The sequence below is a fragment of the Streptomyces sp. PsTaAH-124 genome (assembly GCF_000373685.1).
Lineage (GTDB): Bacteria > Actinomycetota > Actinomycetes > Streptomycetales > Streptomycetaceae > Streptomyces > Streptomyces andamanensis.
Genome location: NZ_KB892161.1, coordinates 23444 through 41326 on the forward strand (window position 1 = coordinate 23444; position 17883 = coordinate 41326).

General features: G+C 73.1%; 21 protein-coding genes and 1 pseudogene. 6 read left to right on the forward strand and 16 right to left on the reverse strand.

Annotation, left to right across the window (positions count from 1 at the left end; genetic code table 11):
- Nucleotides 1–2 precede the first annotated feature (2 nt).
- Nucleotides 3–590, reverse strand: coding sequence for a hypothetical protein (locus B086_RS41865; protein ID WP_158690368.1), 588 nt, complete (start codon nt 588–590; stop codon nt 3–5).
- Between the two features lie 36 nt (nt 591–626).
- Nucleotides 627–1097, reverse strand: a complete 471-nt coding sequence (locus B086_RS0107240; RefSeq protein WP_018565738.1) for a hypothetical protein — start codon at nt 1095–1097, stop codon at nt 627–629.
- A gap of 209 nt (nt 1098–1306) precedes the next feature.
- Between B086_RS0107240 and B086_RS0107245 the strand changes: the two genes are divergently transcribed.
- The gene (locus B086_RS0107245) at nt 1307–2473 is read left to right on the forward strand and encodes a C40 family peptidase (RefSeq protein WP_018565739.1); all 1167 of its coding nucleotides are present in this window, start codon (nt 1307–1309) and stop codon (nt 2471–2473) included.
- A gap of 1072 nt (nt 2474–3545) precedes the next feature.
- Here B086_RS0107245 and B086_RS46185 read toward each other — a convergent pair.
- From B086_RS46185 to B086_RS41875, 3 genes are read right to left on the reverse strand one after another with little or no spacing between them, the layout of a single operon-like run.
- Nucleotides 3546–4016, reverse strand: a complete 471-nt coding sequence (locus tag B086_RS46185) for a hypothetical protein (RefSeq protein ID WP_420712544.1) — start codon at nt 4014–4016, stop codon at nt 3546–3548.
- A gap of 27 nt (nt 4017–4043) precedes the next feature.
- Nucleotides 4044–4592, reverse strand: coding sequence for a hypothetical protein (locus B086_RS41870; protein WP_018565742.1), 549 nt, complete (start codon nt 4590–4592; stop codon nt 4044–4046).
- Nucleotides 4567–4977: a hypothetical protein gene (locus tag B086_RS41875; protein ID WP_026252191.1), complete on the reverse strand. Its 411-nt coding sequence runs from the start codon at nt 4975–4977 to the stop codon at nt 4567–4569. Before B086_RS41875 ends, B086_RS41870 begins: the two co-directional genes overlap by 26 nt.
- A gap of 463 nt (nt 4978–5440) precedes the next feature.
- Here B086_RS41875 and B086_RS39365 point away from each other — a divergent pair, with 463 nt between their 5' ends.
- Nucleotides 5441–6397, forward strand: coding sequence for a phosphotransferase family protein (locus tag B086_RS39365; RefSeq protein ID WP_199790721.1), 957 nt, complete (start codon nt 5441–5443; stop codon nt 6395–6397).
- 177 nt (nt 6398–6574) lie between these two features.
- Here B086_RS39365 and infA read toward each other — a convergent pair whose 3' ends face one another.
- From infA to B086_RS42610, 3 genes are all read right to left on the reverse strand, one after another.
- Nucleotides 6575–6799 (reverse strand): translation initiation factor IF-1, encoded by a 225-nt coding sequence (gene infA / locus B086_RS0107275; protein WP_018565744.1) that lies wholly within the window; start codon nt 6797–6799, stop codon nt 6575–6577.
- The gene (locus B086_RS0107280; RefSeq protein WP_026252192.1) at nt 6796–7587 is read right to left on the reverse strand and encodes a GNAT family N-acetyltransferase; all 792 of its coding nucleotides are present in this window, start codon (nt 7585–7587) and stop codon (nt 6796–6798) included. The genes infA and B086_RS0107280 overlap by 4 nt, the downstream gene beginning before the upstream one ends.
- A 273-nt stretch (nt 7588–7860) precedes the next feature.
- Nucleotides 7861–8322, reverse strand: a complete 462-nt coding sequence (locus B086_RS42610; RefSeq protein WP_420712542.1) for a TetR/AcrR family transcriptional regulator C-terminal domain-containing protein — start codon at nt 8320–8322, stop codon at nt 7861–7863.
- Between B086_RS42610 and B086_RS43975 the strand changes: the two are divergent.
- Nucleotides 8222–8590 (forward strand): annotated as a pseudogene (locus tag B086_RS43975) (FAD-dependent oxidoreductase); the annotation flags it as partial. The gene B086_RS42610 and the pseudogene B086_RS43975 sit on opposite strands and share 101 nt — an antisense overlap.
- Before the next feature lie 216 nt (nt 8591–8806).
- On the opposite strand, the gene B086_RS0107295 reads toward B086_RS43975, so the two are convergent.
- On the reverse strand, nt 8807–9463 hold the full coding sequence (locus tag B086_RS0107295) for a TetR/AcrR family transcriptional regulator (protein ID WP_018565748.1): 657 nt from the start codon (nt 9461–9463) through the stop codon (nt 8807–8809).
- Nucleotides 9464–9578: 115 nt separating this feature from the next.
- On the opposite strand from B086_RS0107295, the gene B086_RS0107300 reads away from it, so the two are divergent.
- Complete coding sequence (locus tag B086_RS0107300; protein WP_234029273.1) at nt 9579–10604, forward strand: hypothetical protein; 1026 nt, start codon at nt 9579–9581, stop codon at nt 10602–10604.
- A gap of 133 nt (nt 10605–10737) precedes the next feature.
- A complete protein-coding gene (locus tag B086_RS0107305) occupies nt 10738–11226 on the forward strand; it encodes a GNAT family N-acetyltransferase (RefSeq protein ID WP_018565750.1) in 489 nt (162 codons plus the stop codon).
- Between the two features lie 46 nt (nt 11227–11272).
- Here B086_RS0107305 and B086_RS0107310 read toward each other — a convergent pair whose 3' ends face one another.
- A complete protein-coding gene (locus tag B086_RS0107310; protein WP_018565751.1) occupies nt 11273–11944 on the reverse strand; it encodes a TetR/AcrR family transcriptional regulator in 672 nt (223 codons plus the stop codon).
- Between the two features lie 138 nt (nt 11945–12082).
- On the opposite strand from B086_RS0107310, the gene B086_RS0107315 reads away from it, so the two are divergent.
- The gene (locus B086_RS0107315; RefSeq protein ID WP_018565752.1) at nt 12083–13621 is read left to right on the forward strand and encodes an FAD-dependent monooxygenase; all 1539 of its coding nucleotides are present in this window, start codon (nt 12083–12085) and stop codon (nt 13619–13621) included.
- 81 nt (nt 13622–13702) lie between these two features.
- Here the strand turns inward: B086_RS0107315 and B086_RS0107320 are convergent, their stop codons facing one another.
- From B086_RS0107320 to B086_RS0107345, 6 genes are all read right to left on the reverse strand, one after another.
- On the reverse strand, nt 13703–14143 hold the full coding sequence (locus B086_RS0107320) for a VOC family protein (protein ID WP_026252193.1): 441 nt from the start codon (nt 14141–14143) through the stop codon (nt 13703–13705).
- Nucleotides 14144–14326: 183 nt separating this feature from the next.
- Complete coding sequence (locus tag B086_RS0107325) at nt 14327–14905, reverse strand: dihydrofolate reductase family protein (protein WP_018565754.1); 579 nt, start codon at nt 14903–14905, stop codon at nt 14327–14329.
- A 216-nt stretch (nt 14906–15121) separates the two neighbouring features.
- A complete protein-coding gene (locus B086_RS0107330) occupies nt 15122–15472 on the reverse strand; it encodes a hypothetical protein (RefSeq protein WP_018565755.1) in 351 nt (116 codons plus the stop codon).
- 214 nt (nt 15473–15686) lie between these two features.
- Entirely contained in the window at nt 15687–16295 is a 609-nt protein-coding gene (locus tag B086_RS0107335) for a TetR/AcrR family transcriptional regulator (RefSeq protein WP_018565756.1), read from the reverse strand.
- Nucleotides 16295–17143, reverse strand: coding sequence for an oxidoreductase (locus B086_RS0107340; protein ID WP_018565757.1), 849 nt, complete (start codon nt 17141–17143; stop codon nt 16295–16297). The genes B086_RS0107335 and B086_RS0107340 overlap by 1 nt, the downstream gene beginning before the upstream one ends.
- A gap of 167 nt (nt 17144–17310) precedes the next feature.
- Entirely contained in the window at nt 17311–17790 is a 480-nt protein-coding gene (locus B086_RS0107345; RefSeq protein WP_018565758.1) for a CGNR zinc finger domain-containing protein, read from the reverse strand.
- Nucleotides 17791–17883 lie beyond the last annotated feature (93 nt).

Sequence of the window (17883 nt, forward strand, 5' to 3'; positions counted from 1 at the left end):
TCTCAGCACTTCGCGCCGGCCGGCAGCCCCGCGTACTCGTTCCCCTTCAGATAGACCGCGCTGGCCCACCCCTCGGTGAAGCCGATCCACACGTCGTTGGTGTAGCCGTGGTCCCGGACGGTCTCGCCGTGCGTCCAGCACAGGGCGTCCGTACGGGTCTCACCGGCCTGGATCTGGTCGAAGGCACGGGACGAAGTGTGGGGCTTGCTGCGGATGTTGACGGTCTCGTACGCGGTGACGCTGTAAGGGCCGTACGGACGCGCGCTCTTGGCGGCGACCGGCGCCGCGCCCTCCTTCGTCCCGCTTGCCGCGGCACCCGGCGCGACGGCACCGCGCACCCCGCTCGTGCCGGAGCAGTCGGCGACGGACGGGTGGCGTCCGCAGGTGTTCGGATCGGCTTTGCTGACGCGGACGTTCACGTCGCTGGCCCAGGTGTGGTGGTCCCGGCCGGCCTGGACGGTGGGGTCCGCCGTCCGGGCCCCGGCGGTCGGTGCAGTGGACAGCAGGACGGCGGCGGTGGTGACGGCGAGGGCGGCGGGTGCGGCGAGGGAGCGGCGGAAGGACGGCAGACGCACGGGGTCTGGACGCACGGGGTCTCCTGACATGGAGGGCGGGATGCGGAGGGGTCACACGCAGCTGTCGGGGCCCGGGACACCGGGGACGGGCTGGTTGTTGTCGCCGCCGCGCACATACACGGCGCTGATCCAGCCGACCTGGCCGTGCGCGGCGACCTGGACCCAGTAGGTGTTCTCGTAGGGCCCGTCGACGACGCGGTCGCCGACGGCCTGGCAGTACGCGGCGGCGTACTCGCGGCCCAGCCGGACACCGGTGGGGCGGCAGGTGGTGGACACCCGGGGGCACGGGCGCAGGTTGACGCCGGTCGCCCAGACGTACACGTCGTTGCCGGAAGCGGCGGACGGCGCGGACGGCGCGGACGGCACAGACGGCACAGACGGCGCGGTGGGCGCCGCGGCGGCGGGGCCGGTGAGCAGCGTGCCGGCCAGCGCGGCGGCGACGGGCACACCGGCGGCCAGCCGTCGACGCAGGACGGAACGGGATCGGGCCGGGACGGTCGTCGGCGGTCCGGAGGAGGCCATGGGGTGTCCCTCGGTCGGCGGGCAGGGAGCCGCCCGCCGCGGGGCGCGCTCGGCCGGCGCCGCGCTCGGCGGGTCATCGGGGGGACGGCGGCGGCGCGGAGCGGGTATGAGCAGCCCGCCCGCCATGAAGTGTGATGTAGGTCACCCGAGTTGAGGCATATCGCCGCACGCCCGGCGCGGTCCCCGCAACGACAGACCGTCAACGGAGGATGTGCACCGTGAACCCCACCATCAGGACGCGCCAGATCGCCGGCCGCTCGCTGGCCGCCGTCGCCGCCCTCGCCCTCTCCGCCGCCCTGCCCGCGACGGCGCACGCGGTGTCGGCCGCCCCCGCGTCCGCGCAGGCCGCCTGCGACGTGCTCGCCCCGGGCGCCTCGGCCACCGCCGAGGCCGCCGTCCGCGCCGCGTGCACCCAGATCGGCGTCTGGTACAGCTGGGGCGGCGGCCACGGCGCCACCCCGGGCGCGACCTACGGCTACTACGACGGCTCCGACCCCGACAGCCTCCACGACAACGAGCGCAAGGGCTTCGACTGCTCCGGACTGGCCCGCTACGCCTACGCCCAGGCGACCGGCCGCGACCTGATCAACGGCACGGCCGACGACCAGTTCCACACCTCGCACGCGGCGGCCAGGTTCTCCGCGGGCCAGGGCACGGCACCCCTCCTCCCCGGCGACCTGATGTTCTGGGGCAGCGGACACATCCACCATGTCGCCGTCTACCTCGGCGCCGGACAGATGGTGGAGGCGTACGAGTCGGGCACCCACATCCGGGTGGCGCCGGTGCGCACCGGCGGCGACTACGCGGGCGCCGTCCGCATCGACGGCTCCGGCACGGTGCCGCCCCCGCCGGCCAACGGCGGCACCACCTTCGAGACCTGGGGCACCCAGGTGCGCACCCACTCCGCGCCCAGCGTCAAGGCGTCCGTCGTGGACACCTTCCCCGGCCCCACCCAGGTGTCGGTGATGTGCCAGCAGCACGCCGAGAAGGTCACCGCCGACGGCTACACCAACGACATCTGGGCCAAGCTGTCGAACGGCTCCTGGCTGACGAACATCTACATCAAGGGCCCGGCGTCCCTGCCCGGCATCCCGGACTGCGGCGGCACCTCCACCCCGCCGCCCAGCGGAGGCAGCAAGCCCTTCCAGACCTGGGGCACCGGCGTGCGCACCCACTCCGATGCCAACGTGAACGCCGCCGTCGTGGACTACTTCCCGCAGCCCACCACCGTCAACGTGACCTGCCAGGCCCACGCCCAGACGGTCACCGCCGACGGCTACACCAACGATGCCTGGTCCAGGCTCACCGACGGCTCGTGGATGACCAACATCTACATCAAGGGCCCGGAGTGGCTGCCCGGAGTGCCCACCTGCTGAGTCCGGTCACACGGCGGGCAGCCGGGCTGTCACATACAGGCCCGAGTGGACCAGTGGCTGCACCACAGCGACTCGACGATCGACTCGGACTCCTCCTGCATCGCCTGCAAGTCCAGGACGAACGACATGGGCGTACCTCCTTCGTGATGGGTTCTGCCCCGGACCGGTCGGCCGGGGACATCTCGGGGTGACGGGAGGTGCGGCTCCCGTCAGCGGCGGGCCGCACCGGCGGGGAAGGGGTCGAGCAGGGGCAGCGCCGTACCCGTTCCGTCCAGCGCCGCCCGCAGGGCCAGCAGCACACCGGTCGCTCCGGTGGCGAGGTCCGCGGAGAGCCGGAACAGGTGCTGCCCGGGGACGGCCGCGTGGCCGCCGTGGCGCAGCAGATGCCAGTCGAGCCGCAGCGCCTGGGCCCGTGCCGCGGCGACCGGGGAACCGTCCGGCCCGGCCCCGGCCCCGGACCGCAGCGCCCGCGCCGCGGTCCGGGGAGCAGTCGAGCCCGGCGCGGCCCTCGAACAGCCCCGGCATCAGCGTGAACTCGGCGGCGCACGCGCGCTCCATGTGCCCGACCGCCCGGCGCAGCCGGGCGTCGTCGCGGTGGCGCAGCAGCGCGCGGGCCGCGAGCGCCACACCGGCGCTGCCGTTGGCCAGGTACGGGGTGAGGTGCCCGCCGTGGCGGAACAGCATGCCCTTGGTGTCGACCGAGGCATGGGTGAGGTCCTCGGCCGGCGCCGCGCCCGCCAGGTCGAGCCAGCGGTCCTCACCGGTGTGCTCATGGAGCCGCACCAGGAACAGGGCGGCGCCCGAGGCCCCGTACAGCAGACCGGGCCGGCCGGGCGGGCGGCCCGCGGCGCCCAGCCGCTCGGCCGGCGAGCCGCCGAGGTCCGCCGCCTCGTCGACCAGGCCGAAGTGCAGCAGGGCCAGACCGGCACCCGCGGTGCCACCGGACAGGTCCGTGGTGAGGATGCCGCGTCCGGTGCGTTCACCGGCCACCTGTCCGGCCCTGGCCAGGGCGCGCCGGGCCGCGTCCGCCTCGCCGAGGCGGTCCAGCACGACCGCGGCACCGTACAGGCCGTCATAGAGCCCGGCGCGGGTGGCACGAGGCGGTCGGTGCGCTCGGGGGTGGCCGCGGCGACGATACCGGCGGCCAGTGAGTCCATGACCTGCCGCAGTTCCTCGGGTCCGGTGAGGCGGCCCGGTTCCCAGGTGTCCTCTGTGTCCTCCCTGCTCTCCGTGTCCTCCGTGTCCTCCGCGCCGTCTCCGTCGGTGGTCCCCCGTGCCCCGGGGGCCGGTGTCCGGGCGGCTGTCGGCGGCGCGGCGGCGCGTTCAGGAACGTCAGCGGCAGAAAGAAGAACAGCCGCATACAGGCCAGCGCGTAGTCGTCCATGGACGTGCCCTCCCGGGCGGTGGCGCAGAAGAACCCCGGCGCCCCCAGACCGCAGGCGGACCCGCTCTCCGCGTCGAAGGCCGGCTCGAAGTCGACCAGGGTCAGGCGCCCGTCGGGCCGCACCATCACATTGCCCGGATGCAGATCACCGAAGACCACACCGCGCCGGTGCAACTCCTGGATGATCTAGGCCAGTTGGTCCGAGAAGCCGAGCGCGGTGCGGACGTACGCGTCCAGCGTCGCCTGGTCCGGAGCGGCCGACAGCAGCGGATGGGCCCCGTTGAACAGGTGCCGCTCCAGCTTCTCGCCCTCGATGAACTCCTCGACCAGGTACTCGTGTTCCCACACCGTCACGTGGTCGTACAGACGCGGTACGAAGTCCGGCCCCGCCAGTCGGCGCAGCATGTCGCGCTCCCGGTGCAGCCGGGTGACCGCGTCGGTGCCGCGGCCGTCGAGACCGGCTGGCGGCCGAGCCTCGCGCAGCACGACACCGCGCCCGTCACGGCGGTCGCGGGCCTTGTACACGCCACCGCCGTTGGAGAAGTGCAGGGCCCGCTCGATGTCGTACGTGAAGTCCTCGGGCCGTCCCTGGGCGGCGACCTGCTCGGCCAGGAAGCCGGGAACCGCGACCCAGTCGGGAACCGAGAAGACGGGCCGGCGCAGGTCCGGGACGAGCGCGCCGGCCGGGTCGCGCAGCGCCGAGACCGTCTCACCGGCCGCGTTGACGCAGTACATCTGCCGGAACGCGCCGTAGCGCGCGCACGTACAGGACGGTGTCCCGCCAGCGCAGGTCGCTGAGGATGTACGGTCCGCGGCGGCCGTCCGGACGGGCGGCGAGACCGGTGAGGGCGCGCCGCAGCTCCGCCTCGTCACGCGGGTAGAGGGTGAGCAGCTTCCCGCGGGAGGCGCGGGGAGCGTACTTCGAGTTCGCCGCCAATACGGTGACGGGACCGCGCAGGAACTTCACCGACAGCCGGTGCTCACGGCAGTACGCGAGCACCTCGCCGATGACCTCCGGGTCCTGCGGGTCCTGTGGATCCCGCGACTCCTCACCGCGGACGGGGTCGTCGTAGAAGGCGGGATCGGCCCGGCAGTACGCCTCATAGTCCTGCGGTCGCACTCCGCCATCCCCTCCCAGGAACTCGGCGTGTCCATGCCGGTGAGCGGCGTGGAGATTTCCCTGCCTGGCTCCCGGGCACGGACAAGACCTTGCGCCGGCCCGGCCCATGGGCTCTCGCGCGGCACGACCTGTCCCGGAATCCGGATACCTCTGCCCGGATACCGCGCAACCGGCATCCCGCACAGACCATCCGCACCCGCCGCGCGCACCCACCCGTCCCGCCCCCGCACTTCCCGCGCACAACGGCCCCCTCCAGGGCCCCACGGCGGCCCACACCACCCCACGCCCCGCAGCCACCGCTCCGGGACGGGTTCCGGACGAACCAGATCCAGCCAAGTCGCGCCTGGCAGACCGCTGGTCATCACGATGAGAGCCTTTGCGGGTACTGCCGTCCGGATGACGAGAGGTCACGGTGACCGACCACGAAGAAGCAGGCGCTGTCAGCCCGTTGACGCTGGCCTGGGTGAACAGACAGCTGGAGGACGGCGAAAGGGTTGTCGGAGCCGAGGTGCTGCACGGTGGCATCACGGCCGAGATGCGGAGGCTGACCGTCGGCGCGCCGGACGGCAGCACCCGTGATCTGGTGCTGCGGAGCTTCGTCGTCCCGTACTACCGGGAGCGCGCCGAGGACTGGCTGGGGAGGGAGGCCGGCGCCCTGACCGTGCTGGCGGGGACCGGTGTGCCGGTTCCCGGACTGGTCGCGGCCGACCCGGTCGCCGCGCATGCCGAGCACCCGTCGCTCTTGATGACACATATGACGGGCCGGACGGTCCTGGACGACGAGGGGGTGGAGACACGCGTTCCCCTGCTGGCCCGTCAGCTCATCGCGATCCACGCGGTACGGCCCGCCGAACGGCCCCCGAAGTACGAGGCGTTGACGACCGCCGACTCCGTCGTCACCCCGGCGGGCGCCCGTACGGCCGCATGGGCCGCGGCGATCGACGTGATCCGCGGGCCCGCGCCGCCCTATGAGGGACGCTTCCTGCACCGGGACTTCCAGCCCGGCAACGTGCTGTTCGACATGGGGTCCTCAGACCCGGCGGGAGCGCGGATCACCGCCGTCGTCGACTGGGCGGCGGCCTCCTGGGGCCCGGCGGATTTCGATGTGGCGCACTGCTCGACCAACCTCGCGCTGCTGCACGGCCCGGAGTGGGGCCTGCGGTTCCCCCAGGCGTACGAGGAGGCCGGGGGCGCGCTGGCCGCGGCCGTGAGCGAGCGGCGGTACTGGCTGGTCCGGGACGCGCTGGCCTCCTCGGAGGAGGTGCGTCCGGTGGCGCGGACCTGGCGGGAGGCCGGACGTCCGGAGCTGACGGAACGCGCCGTGGAACAGCGGCTGGACGCCTATGTCACCGCCCTGATGGACGCTACGGCCGACGACTGGGGATGCCCTCCGCCCCAGGTCGGTGAACCGAGGCGGTAGCCGCCTGCGACCGGGCGGTACGGCACCGGGGCAGTACGGCACGGCGTCGCCCCTCCGACTACGACGCTCGTCCCCGCCCGCCGCCCCCTCGTCTCCGGGCCCCGGTCACGCAGATGCGGTGACCGGGGCGCCGGGATCAGCCGTCGCGGAAGGTGCCGGCCGTCGCCGGGGCCTTCTCTAGTTGCGGTACCGGAAGACGATCCGGCCGCGCGTCAGGTCGTACGGCGGGAGCTCCACCAGCACCCGGTCCTCCAGCATGATTCTGATGTAGTTCTTGCGGATCTTCCCGCTGACGTGCGCGAGCACCTGGTGGCCGTTCTCGAGCTCCACGGTGAACATGGCGCTGCGCAGGCACTCGACGACCCTGCCCTCGACCTCGATGACGTTCTTGTTCCTCGTCATCGCACCAGCTCCAGGTTGCTTCCCGCCGGCCGGGCGCCGATGCCCTCGAACAGCGCCGAGGCCGCCCGCCCGGAGTCGTGGACCTCGGCCCAGGCAGCGGCCGTCCCGGAACGGTGCAGCGTCCCCAGGGCGTGGGCCAGCAGCGCCCGCGCGATGCCGCGACGCCGCTCACCGGCCCGGACCGCGACCAGTCCGATGCGCGGCCGTTTCACCCGCTCCACCCGGATCAGACCCAGGTAGCGGTCCGGCGCGGCGGCCACCGCGTACACCGACGGTCCGGCGGCGGTGCCGTCCTCGGGGCGGGGGGTCACCTCGGCGGGCATCGACCGCCACCCGACGGACGCCTCGACCTCGTCCCGGATCGCCCGGTCCACCGCGCGCAGCAGAGTCTCGTCCGCCTCCGCGGCGGGGACGATCGTCACGCCCGGAGGCGGCAGGACCGCTCCGAGCCCGGTGACCCGCGGATCGGTCGGCACGACGTACTCCCGCTCGCGGCGCCGGACCGTGAACCCGGCGCGCCGCCAGCCGGCCGTCAGCTCGGTGTCGGCTTCGTCGACCAGCGTGTACAGCGGCGCGGGCAGGTCGGTCGGCATCGCCTCGGCGAGCCGGTCGAAGGCGGCGTCGTGCCAGGCGTCGATGGTGACGAACAGGCGCCCGTCGGGCCGCTGTTCCGCGTGTCCGCGGCCGGCCACCAGGTCGTCGTCCAGCGCGTGCCATTGCCGGTCCGCGACACGTGTGACCACCACCGTGTCCCTGCTCCGGCCGGATGTGACAGGTGTTGTACTCATCGGAGTCCTCTTCCAGGAGTGCCTCGGTCTCAGGCGCTCCTGGCGACACCGGATGTCAGCCGCCGGACCGTGACGGGATGAGGGAGCACCCATGGGTGACTGTGTTCACGGGGCTCACCTCCCTACGACGGCTTCACGGTCCGCCACGAACGTAGCAGCGGGCCGCCGCCCGCCCCAACCCCTTTTCCGGGCACGAGCAGTTGAGGCACGGAACCGCCCCGCCGAGGCCGGATCCCGCTCCGGGCCGCCCCTGCTCAAGGCTCGGTGCGGCACTCAGCGCCGGGCTCCGCCCAGGGCCGCGATGCCGGCGAGGAAGACGTCGACGCCGAAGGCGAACTGCTCGCGGTCGTTGTGCTCGCCCAGCCGGGCCGCCGCCGCGTGCACGAACGGATACCGCTCGGGGTCGACCCGCGCCCATCGCGTGGCGGCGTCCTCCAGGAAGGACTCGCGGTCCGTGCCGCGGGCGTCCGCGAGAAGCCGCGCGTTCGCGGCGTTCTGCGCGGCGACGCCGAGGACGTGGTTGACCAGCGTGCCCGCCGCGTCGAAGCGCGCCTCCTCCGGAACGCCGAGGGCGTCCAGCAGGCGGCCGATGCTCTCGTAGAAGTCCAGCAGCGCGGGCCGCCACGGCCGGCAGGGCTGGGCCCCCGAACTCACCGCCCTGTTCACCGAGAGCGACACCCCGCCGGTCCTGCGTCCCGTCTTCTCGCTGCCCGCCGGGCACCGCTGGGACCGCACACCGGGCGTGACTCTCCTCGGCGACGCCGCACACCTCCGGGCGCCGAACGGCGAGGGCGCCAACCTGGCCATCCAGGACGGCGCCGAACTCGGCCGGGCCCTCGCCGCGCACCCCGGCGACACGGAGGCCGCCCCCGCCACGCACGAGCAGGCCATGTTCGCCCGCGCCGACGAAGCCGACGACGACGGCTTCTACACGATCATGATCGACGACCACGCGCCCCACAGCCTGCTCGCCCTGATGACCGGCGCCGAACAGAACGCGTGACACCCGCCGCCGAGCGGGGTGACGGGCGGCACGATGAAGAGCCGGTGCTTGCGCCGGGCGTCGCGGCGCGATCGGACCCCGGTCCGTACGGTCGGGCCCCGGTCCATCCGTGCGGTCGGACCCTGGTCCGTGCGGTCGGGCCCCGGTTCGCAGCGCTCAGGAAGTGGAACCGCTCCGGCCGGCGGCGCGTGGGCCCCTCGGCTGGGGGCGGCGGCTTCACGCCCGGGTGCGATGTTCGGCGGCGTCGAAAGCGGGGGCGAGCGGGGCCAGGGCCGCGCGGAGGAGGCCGGGCAGTGAGCCGGAGGGGACGATCAATCCTGCCGCGCCGCAGGACCCCTCGGACGCCGCGTCCCCGGGTGGGCGCAGCCAGTCCTCCAGAGCGATGCGGACGGCCGCGGCGACGCTTGCCGCGAGTACGCGGGCCGTGGGCGCCTCTGTGTCGCCCAGGTGTTGGGCGATCACCGCGGTCAGAGGGGACTCGATACCGGCGGTCGTGCCGAGGAACGCCTCGCGCAGCACGGGACGGGTGGTGATCAGCAGCAGTGCCCTGTGTGTGTGCTCACCGGTGTCCGTGTACTGCTCGACCACAGCGTCGGTGACGGCGTCGGCCAGGCGCACTCCCGCGGGCCGGGCGGCGACCGCCGCCGCGACACGTGCCTCGCGGTCGGCGGTGACGGCGGAGACGATCGCCTGCTCCCGGCTGGCGAAGTAGTTGTTGTAGGTGCGCGGCGACACGCCGGCGGCCTCGGCGATGTCCTCGACCCGCACCCGGTCGGGCCCGTGCTCCACGGCCAGCCGCAGGGCCGCCTCGCGCAGCGCCTCGCGTGTGGCCTGCTTCTTCCGCTCCCGTAGCCCCGGTGGTGGTGTCGTCACGGTGCCAGGGTTCCACGGAACAATGCGTGCACGCAAACTTGCGTGCACGCACTTTTCCTGTGAGTCTCGGCGCACCCGACCGGCACCGACCGGTCACGACAGGGAGGAGATCACCATGCGGGCGAGAGGCATGACGTACGACACCGGATTCGTCGTGCACGGTCAGGTGTCCCGTGAGCGCCTCGACCCCGCAGTGGTCCGGCGCGAGCTGACCGTCATCCGCGACGACCTGCACTGCAACGCGGTCCAGATCATCGGCGGTGACCCCGACCGGCTGGAGCTGGCGGCGGAGGCCGCCGCCGGACTCGGTCTGGAGGTCTGGTTCTCGCCCTACCCGCTGGAGCTGGACCGGGAGCAGATCCTCGCACTCTTCCGTGACTGCGCCGAGCGAGCGGAACGGCTGCGGCGGCAGGGCGCCGCCGTCGTGTTCGTCGCGGGTGTCGAGCTGAGCGTGATGAACCCCGGATTCCTGCCCGGAGACAGCCCCGAGGAACGGGTGGGGCATCTGATGGGCCGGCCCGAGCGGCGGGCCGGCGCGATACGCGAACTGGGCACGCGCGTCAACGCGTTCCTCCGCGACGCCGTGGCCGTGGTCCGTGAGCGCTTCGGGGGCAGGCTCACCTACGCGTCCATCCAGTTCGAACAGGTCGACTGGACCCCCTTCGACATCGTGACCTACGAACTGCTGCGCTCCGCCGAGATCGCCGGCCGGTTCCGGGAGGCCGTGCGCGTCCTGGTGCGGGGCCCGAAGCCGCTCGCCGTCACCGGGTTCGGCACCGCGGCCTACCGCGGCGCGGGGGACCGGGGCGGGCGGGTGCTCGACGTGGTCGAGTACGACCCGCAGACCAAGGCCCCGGTACGGCTGAACGGCGTGTACGAGCGGGACGAGCCCGGCCAGGCCGCGTATCTGAGCGAACTGCTGGAGATCTTCGAGACGGAGGGCGTGGACAGCGCGTTCGTCTTCCTGTTCGCGCTGCCCGGCTACCCGCACCGCCCGGACGGCGACCCCAGGGACGACCTGGACCGGGCCGGTCTGGGCATCGTGAAACTCCTCGAAGGGCGACGGGGACGGACCTATCCCGACATGGACTGGGAGCCCAAGGCCGCCTTCACCGCCGTGGCCCAGCGGTACCGGAGGTGACGGACCCCGGCAGACCTGCACACTGCTCCAGCGGATCTCCCGGTTCCCGCCCCACCGGTCCCCTGCCCCTGTCCCCGGCGCCCGCGGCCGCCCCGCCGCGCGGAGGCACTCCCCGGTGCGGGACACTTCTGTGATGACTCCCCGCACGTCGCCGCTCAGCCGGCCGGTCACGATACGGAGGGCCGTCGCGCGGGACGCCAGACGGCTCACGCGGCTCGTGCGTGGCTCAGGGGCCTACGCGGGCCAGTACGCGGCAGCGGTCGCGGGCTACCGGGTGGGCCCTGACTACATCGAGGCCCACCGCGTCTTCGTGGCCGTCGGCGCCGAGGAGGACGGCGGGCGGGTCCTCGGGTTCTACTCGCTCGTCCTCGCGCCGCCGGAGCTCGATCTGCTGTTCGTCGCCGACGAAGCGCAGGGACGCGGCATCGGGCGGCTGCTCGTGGCGCACATGCGGTCCGAGGCCCGTGCCGCGCGGCTCGACCGCGTCAGGGTGGTGTCACACGTTCCCGCCGAGGACTTCTACCACCGCGTCGGTGCGGTGCGTACCGGGATCGTGCCCGCGAACCCGCCCGCCGTGCCGTGGGACCGTCCCGAATTCGAGTTCCGGATCTCCGCGGCATGACACGCCGCCGCAGACGGCGGACCGGCTCCGCTCCTCGCCCTCTCGCTCACCGGCGCGGCTGACGCAGCGTCTCCAGACCTGCCACGAGCAGGGCGAGGCCGAATTCGAAGTGGGGTGCCTGGTCGGCCTCGGTGAGGGTGGGCAGGGCGGCCGTGAGGTGGGGGTAGCCGCCGGAGGAGACCGCCTCGCGCAGCACCTCCGGGTCGGCCGGGGAGCCGTCCTCGGTCCGTAGCGCGGCCTGTTCCTCCAGGGTGTGCCCGATGGTGAGGCGGACCACCGCCAGCGCGGCCCGAGCGGCGTCCGCGTCGCTGAATCCGGCCTCGCGCAGGACGCCTGTGCAGCTCTCCGCGAAGCCCAGGGTTCCCGGGCCGGTGGAGTGCGTCCCCGCGAACACCCGGGCACCGTCACGGTGGGCCAGCAGCGCCTGCCGCAACGCCCTGGCCAGGCCGGAGAGGCGGTCGCTCCAGTCCGCACCGCCCGCCGGGGCCCGGACGCCGGCCATCATGCGCTCGGCCATCGCGGTCAGCAGATCCTCCTTGGTCCGGAAGTACCGGTAGAGCGCCCCGGCCTGTACGCCCATCGCGTCCGCCAGCCGCCGCATGGTCAGCGCGTCGAGACCGGAGTCGTTCAGCAGGTCCAGGGCGGTCTCGACGGTACGGGTTTGGTCGAGCCGGGGCGGACGGCCACGGGCCGGGCGGGAGGTTGACGGATCGCTCATGCCGGTGATTATAGTGAACGCCGTTCACGTGAACGTCGTTCACTAATTCGTTGCTCACTGCTCACTGCTCACTGCTCACTGCTCACTGCTCACTGCTCACTGCTCACTTGCTCATTGCTCACTGATTCGGAGGCGGATGTGACCACAGAGGTGATCGTCGTCGGAGCGGGTCCGACCGGGCTGATGCTCGCCTGCGAGCTGGCGCTGGCAGGCGTCCGGCCGCTGATCGTCGAGCGCCGCACGGAGCCGCAGCGCGACTCCCGGGCCCTCACGCTGCACCCGCGCAGCATCGAGCTCATGGACCTGCGGGGGCTGGCCCCCCGCTTCCTCGCCGCCGGCACCACCGTGCCGGGCTGGCACTTCGCGGGCCTGGAGACCCGGCTCGACTTCACCGCCCTCGACAGCCGCCACGCCTACACGCTGTTCATCGCCCAGGCCCGCACCGAGGCCCTGCTGGCGGAGCGCGCCGCCGAACTGGGCGTCGGGATCCTGCGCGGACACCGGACCGTCGGCGTACGCCAGGACCCCGACGGCGTCGAGGTGGACGTCGTGGACGTACGGAACGAGCACGGCCCCGGCAGGCGGCGGACCCTGCGAGCGGCGTACGCGGTGGGGTGCGACGGCGGACGCAGCCTGGTGCGCACGGCCGCGGGGATCGGCTTCCCGGGGACGGACGAGACGGTGACCGGTGTCCTCGGCGACTTCGAGACCGTGGACCGGGACGACCCGGGACTGCGGCGCGCACAGGCCCGCGGGGTGCTGGTCGCACCGCTGGAGGACGGCGCCACCCGGCTCGTCTGCCTCGACCCCGCCCGGATGCGGGTCCCCTCCCGCGAGCCCGTGACGCTGGAGGAGTTCCGGACCTCCCTGACGGACATCTGCGGATCCGACTGCGGTGTCGGCCGCCCGCGCTGGCTGTCCCGCTTCGGCAACGAGGCCCGCCTCGCCGAGACGTATCGCGCGGGCCGGATCCTGCTGGCGGGTGACGCCGCCCACATCCACTTCCCCGCGGGCGGCCAGGGTCTCAACACCGGCTTGCAGGACGCCGCCAACCTGGGCTGGAGGCTGGCGGCCGAGATCAGCGGCTGGGCGCCGCCCGGACTGCTGGACGGCTACGACGCCGAGCGCCGGCCGGTCGGTGCGGCGGTCGTCGAGAACACCGGGATCCAGACCCTGCTGGCGGAACTGGTCCTCGTCCCGCAGTACGCGCGGCCCGCCGCCGCACTGCGCGGGATGCTCGACGGGTTCCTGGGCACGGCCGAGGTCAACCGGATCCTGGCCGAGCAGGTGTCCGCCCTCGGCACCGCCTACCCCGCCCGCGGTCCCGGCGCCGACCCGCTGGAAGGACGGCGCATGCCGGACATCGGCCTGACCGCCGCGGGATCCGCCGCCACCCGGGTCTACGAACTGACCGACCGCAGCCGCTTCCTGCTGCTCGACCTCGCCGGGGACGAGGCGCTCCCGCCCGCCGTCGCGGCCGGTTGGAGCGGACGCGTGGAGGCCGTGACGGTGACCGGACGGGACCACCACCCCGAACTCGCGGGCGTGACCGAGGTCCTGGTACGCCCCGACGGCCATGTCGCCTGGGCGAGCCGGACCGGTGACACGGCCGGACGGCGCGCCGAGCGCACACGGGCACTGACCGCGTGGGCGGGCACCCCCGGCACGCCGGACTGAGCCACGCCCCCGACGACGACGCCGCCGCAGCCCGCGCGGGACTCCGTCCAGGGGCTACCGTCGCGCGCGATTCGGTCCCTCTCAGTGCAGTTGCTCGGCCAGCGCGACGATGATGCCGTCCGGGCCGCGGAGGTAGCAGAGCAGGTAGCTGTCCTCGAACCGGGCGATCTCGCCGAGGAGTTCGGCGCCGTGCGGGCGCAGGCGGGCCACGGTGTCCTCGATGTCGTCGACGGCGAACATGACCCGGTGCATGCCCAGCGTGTTGTGCGGCCGGTCGCGCGGCTCGGTGCCGACCGGCGCGGGGTTGCGGTACTTCGCCAGTTCGAGCCTGCTGTGACCGTCCGGCGTCCTGACCATCGCGATGTCGCAGCGGACGCCGTCGAGCCCGGTGCACCGGTCGGCGAAGAGGCCCTCGATCTCCGCCCTGCCCTCCAGCTCCATACCGAGTTCCACGAAGAACGCGACGGCGGCATCCAGGTCCTCGACGACGATGCCGACATTGTCCATCCGCTGAATCGCCATGCGGCTCTCCTTCTTCTGAGTTTCCGGGCTTCCAGGCTTCCGGGCTTCCGGGCTTTCTGGCTTCCTGGTGCGGCCGGTGGCGGCCGCTGCTGTCCCGGGGACGGAGCCGGGGACACGTTCTCGACATCCGCGGACGGGACGAGGCGCCCGGTCCGCCCGAGCACCTGATCGCACCGGACGGTTTCAGCCGTGCAGGGTGGGCCGGTAGGTGAGTTCCTGGATGCCGCCGTCGAGTGTCCGGCTGTCGAGCAGTTCGAGGTCGAAGTCGGCCGCGCCCCGGAAGACCGGGTGCTCGCCGGTCTGCCCGGTGATCACGGGGAAGACGGTCACCTGGACGCGGTCGACCAGACCGGCGGCCATCAGCGCCCGGTTCAGCGACATGCTGCCGTGCGAGCGCAGCGGCACCTCGGACTCCTCCTTGAGCCGGGCGACGATGTCGACGGCGTCACCGCTCGCGACGACCGCGTCCGGCAGGCCGAGAGGCCCCTCCAGCGTGCTCGACACCACCGTCGCGGGCAGGCTCAGCATGCGGGTGACCCACGGGTCGCGCCCCGACTCCTCGAAGGCCGGGGCCAGCACCTGCGCGAACAGGCGGTAGGTGCGGGCCCCGAACACCATCCGCTCCTCGGCCTCGTACAGGGAGAGGCGGCGGTCGAGCAGTTCGGGCCCCTGCTTGCCCCAGTAGCCGCCCCAGTCAGGACTGCCGGGCCGCCCGTAGCCGTCGAGGGTGGAGAAGACGTCGAAGGTGTAGGTGGCGCCCATGGTGCTCTCCTCGGGTGCGGCTGAGGGGGTACGTGAGTTCAGACGGGGCGCCACGCCGAAACTCATCGCCGCCCGACGGCGGACCTGGACAGGACCCGTGCGGGACCTGTGTGCGAAGGAGCGGTCAGCCCCCGGTGAGCGGTGCCGCCGGGGCCGCGACGGCTCGGTCCGGCGCGCGTCGCCCCGGATGCCCGCCCAGTCGTCCGGGGTGCCCGCTCAGGAGAAGACGACGGAGCGCAGGAGCAGACGGTCGGACGCGCCGGCGCCCGGCCGCAGCGTGTAGTAGGTGTCGCCTTCGCAGCCGGCGTCGAGGAAGACCGTGGCGGTGGCGTCGGTGTGGTTCTTCGGCGCCCGGGAGACGGTCCCGGGGGCGGAGCCGGGTGCAGGGAGGTCGACGCACTCGCCGCTCGCGGGGTTGTTCAGGAAGCCGACGGCCTCGTATCCCTCGGCGGTGGTGTAGGAGTAGCGGAACTGGCCGGTCGCCGCGGAGGCTGAGCCGGGTACGGCCATGAGCAGGACGAAGGCGCAGGCGGCGCCGACGGCTGCGGTGAGGGAGCGTCGGATCACGGTGTTCTCTCTCCGGCGGGTAGGGATGCGGTCAGTGTCAGCGATGCCCCGGTGACCGCAGGACAGTCGGTTTGTCCCTCGAACGAGAACGCAGAATCGTTCCGCACCCGCACCCGCACCCGCACCCGCACCCGCACCCGCCCGTGCCGCGCCGCGCCCGGACCCTGCGCGGCCACTTCGCCGCCGTGAGTCCGCCGCCGTCGATCCGCTGCGGTCAGTCCGTCGCCGTCAGTCCGGCGCTGGTCAGCCAGATGTGCTCACAGGTCGCCGATGCCACCTCCAGCTCACCGGGGGACCCCTGCGAGGCGTGGTAGAAGGTCCGCTCGATCATCCAGCACAGGGCCCGTGCCATCGCCGGTGCCTCGTCCGGCCCGGTGCCGGTCCGGACGCCGGCGCGTTCCAGGACGGCGGTGATGGCCGTGATGAACAGGTCGGCCGTGCGGTTCCACAGCGCGCCGATCTCGGGGACGGTCAGCGACAGGTCGATGGCCGTACGCATCACCAGGCCGTGTTCGGTCCACAGCTCGACCGTGCGCCGCATGGCCGCCGTGACGGCCCGGCGCGGATCGTCGGCCTGCGCGGTGGCCCGCGACCGTTCCCACAGGTGCTCGACCGTCCTGGCCACCAGGCCCGTCACCACCTCCTGCTTGGAACCGAAGTAGAAGTACAGGGCGCCCCGGGTGATACCGGCGCCCTCGGCGATGTCGCCGACGGTCATGGCCTCGTACCCCTTGTCGGCCAGCAGGGCCTCGCAGGTGTCGAGAATGGCCCGCTCCCGGACGTCGCCCTTGCGTTCGGCGCTGCGCCGGCTCCCCGGCGGCATCAGAGCTGAGCCCCCTCGGGGAAGTCGGTCGTACGGGAGAGGGTCTCCCACGCGCGGATCTCGTCGTCCACCGCCGTGCGGGCGGCGCCGACCAGCCGCAGCGCGTCCGAGCCCAGGACCAGATGGGCCGGTGGCTTCTCGAACGTCGTGATGTGCACGACGGCCGCCCCGGCCTTGGCCGGATCGCCCAGCTGGTTCCCGCTGGCCCTGCGCCGCGCCTCGCGGATCGGGCCGAACAGCTCGTCGTAGTCGTCGACGGTCCGTTCGGCGCGGGTCATGGACCGCCCGGCCCAGTCGGTACGGAAGGAGCCGGGCTCGATCGCCGTGACATGGATCCCGAAGTGGGCCACCTCCTTGCCCAGTGCTTCGAGGATGCCCTCCAGGGCGAACTTGCTGCCGCAGTAGGCCGACATGCCGGGCACGGCCATGAGCCCGCCCATGGAGGTGACGGCCATCAGATGGCCGCGACGGCGTCGGCGCATGGACGGCAGCGCCGCCCGCAGGGTGGCCGCCGCCCCGAACACGTTGACCTCGAACTGCCGCCGCACCTCGGCCGGCGGGGTCTCCTCGAAGGTGCCCTCCACGCCGTAACCGGCATTGGCGACGACGACGTCCAGCGGGCCCACCTGCTGCTCGGCCTCCGCGACCACGTCCGAGACGGCGTCGTCGTCGGTCACGTCCAGGATGCGGCCGTGGGCGCGGCCCGGCCCCAGCTCTTCGAAGGACCTCAGGTCGCCTGCCGAGCGGACCGTGCCGACGACGGTGTGCCCGGCGTCCAGAGCGGCCTGGGCGAAGGCACGCCCCAGACCCGAGCTGACACCGGTGATGAGCCAGTTCTGCTTCTCCATCGCTCCTCCAAGGGGCGCGGCCCGAGGAAGCGGGACCGCTCCCTCACAACAAAATCTACACCACGTCGATTTTTGTCATCGGTGTGTAGATTCCTGGCCTCGGAGGAGGCGGCGGGGTGTTCGTGCGAGTGCCGTCCGCGTACCGCGCGCGAGGGGAGCGGGCCGGGTCAGCGATGGCGTTCGTAGTGGCGGCGTGCCTTCTCGCGGTTGCCGCAGACGGCCATCGAGCACCAGCGGGCGCGGCCTGCGCGGCTGCGGTCGAGCAGGAACAGCCGGCACGCGTCGTTGGCGCAGGGGCGTAGCCGGCCGGGTAGCTGTTCCTCGGTGGCGGCCCAGGCGAGAACGGTCTCGACGGCCAGCCGGGCGTGCGGCGGAGTGCGCACCGTCCACCGAAGTCCGTCCGGAGTGATCTCCGGGACCTGCCGGACCCCTTCGAGCAGCGGGCTCAGTGCGGCGGGCGGGCGTTCTGCGCGCACCACGTCCCGCAGGATGTCCCGCGCCTCGCGCAGCAGCGCCAGTTCCGCCGGGGTGCCGTCGCCGCCGTGCTCCCGGGCCCAGCGCCTGCCCCCGGCCGGGTCGCCGAGCGCGTCCTGCTCCTCGCCGTCGACCAGCGGCCTGCTGTTGAGCAGGTCCAGCAGCGTGTCCATCGGGTGCCACTCTCCTTCCAGATCTAACCGGATCGAATCGTTTGACAGGTTATTCCACGCGTGCTTGCATGGCGAGAGGCTAACCACATCAAG

Coding starts and splice junctions, on each gene's coding strand:
- B086_RS0107240 (WP_018565738.1), bottom strand. CDS start 1,097: ATGGCCTCCTCCGGACCGCCGACGACCGTCCCGGCCCGATCCCGTTCC.
- B086_RS0107245 (WP_018565739.1), top strand. CDS start 1,307: ATGTGCACCGTGAACCCCACCATCAGGACGCGCCAGATCGCCGGCCGC.
- B086_RS41870 (WP_018565742.1), bottom strand. CDS start 4,592: ATGTACTGCGTCAACGCGGCCGGTGAGACGGTCTCGGCGCTGCGCGAC.
- infA (WP_018565744.1), bottom strand. CDS start 6,799: ATGACGAGGAACAAGAACGTCATCGAGGTCGAGGGCAGGGTCGTCGAG.
- B086_RS0107280 (WP_026252192.1), bottom strand. CDS start 7,587: ATGAGTACAACACCTGTCACATCCGGCCGGAGCAGGGACACGGTGGTG.
- B086_RS0107300 (WP_234029273.1), top strand. CDS start 9,579: ATGCGGGCGAGAGGCATGACGTACGACACCGGATTCGTCGTGCACGGT.
- B086_RS0107305 (WP_018565750.1), top strand. CDS start 10,738: ATGACTCCCCGCACGTCGCCGCTCAGCCGGCCGGTCACGATACGGAGG.
- B086_RS0107310 (WP_018565751.1), bottom strand. CDS start 11,944: ATGAGCGATCCGTCAACCTCCCGCCCGGCCCGTGGCCGTCCGCCCCGG.
- B086_RS0107320 (WP_026252193.1), bottom strand. CDS start 14,143: ATGGCGATTCAGCGGATGGACAATGTCGGCATCGTCGTCGAGGACCTG.
- B086_RS0107325 (WP_018565754.1), bottom strand. CDS start 14,905: ATGGGCGCCACCTACACCTTCGACGTCTTCTCCACCCTCGACGGCTAC.
- B086_RS0107335 (WP_018565756.1), bottom strand. CDS start 16,295: ATGCCGCCGGGGAGCCGGCGCAGCGCCGAACGCAAGGGCGACGTCCGG.
- B086_RS0107340 (WP_018565757.1), bottom strand. CDS start 17,143: ATGGAGAAGCAGAACTGGCTCATCACCGGTGTCAGCTCGGGTCTGGGG.
- B086_RS0107345 (WP_018565758.1), bottom strand. CDS start 17,790: ATGGACACGCTGCTGGACCTGCTCAACAGCAGGCCGCTGGTCGACGGC.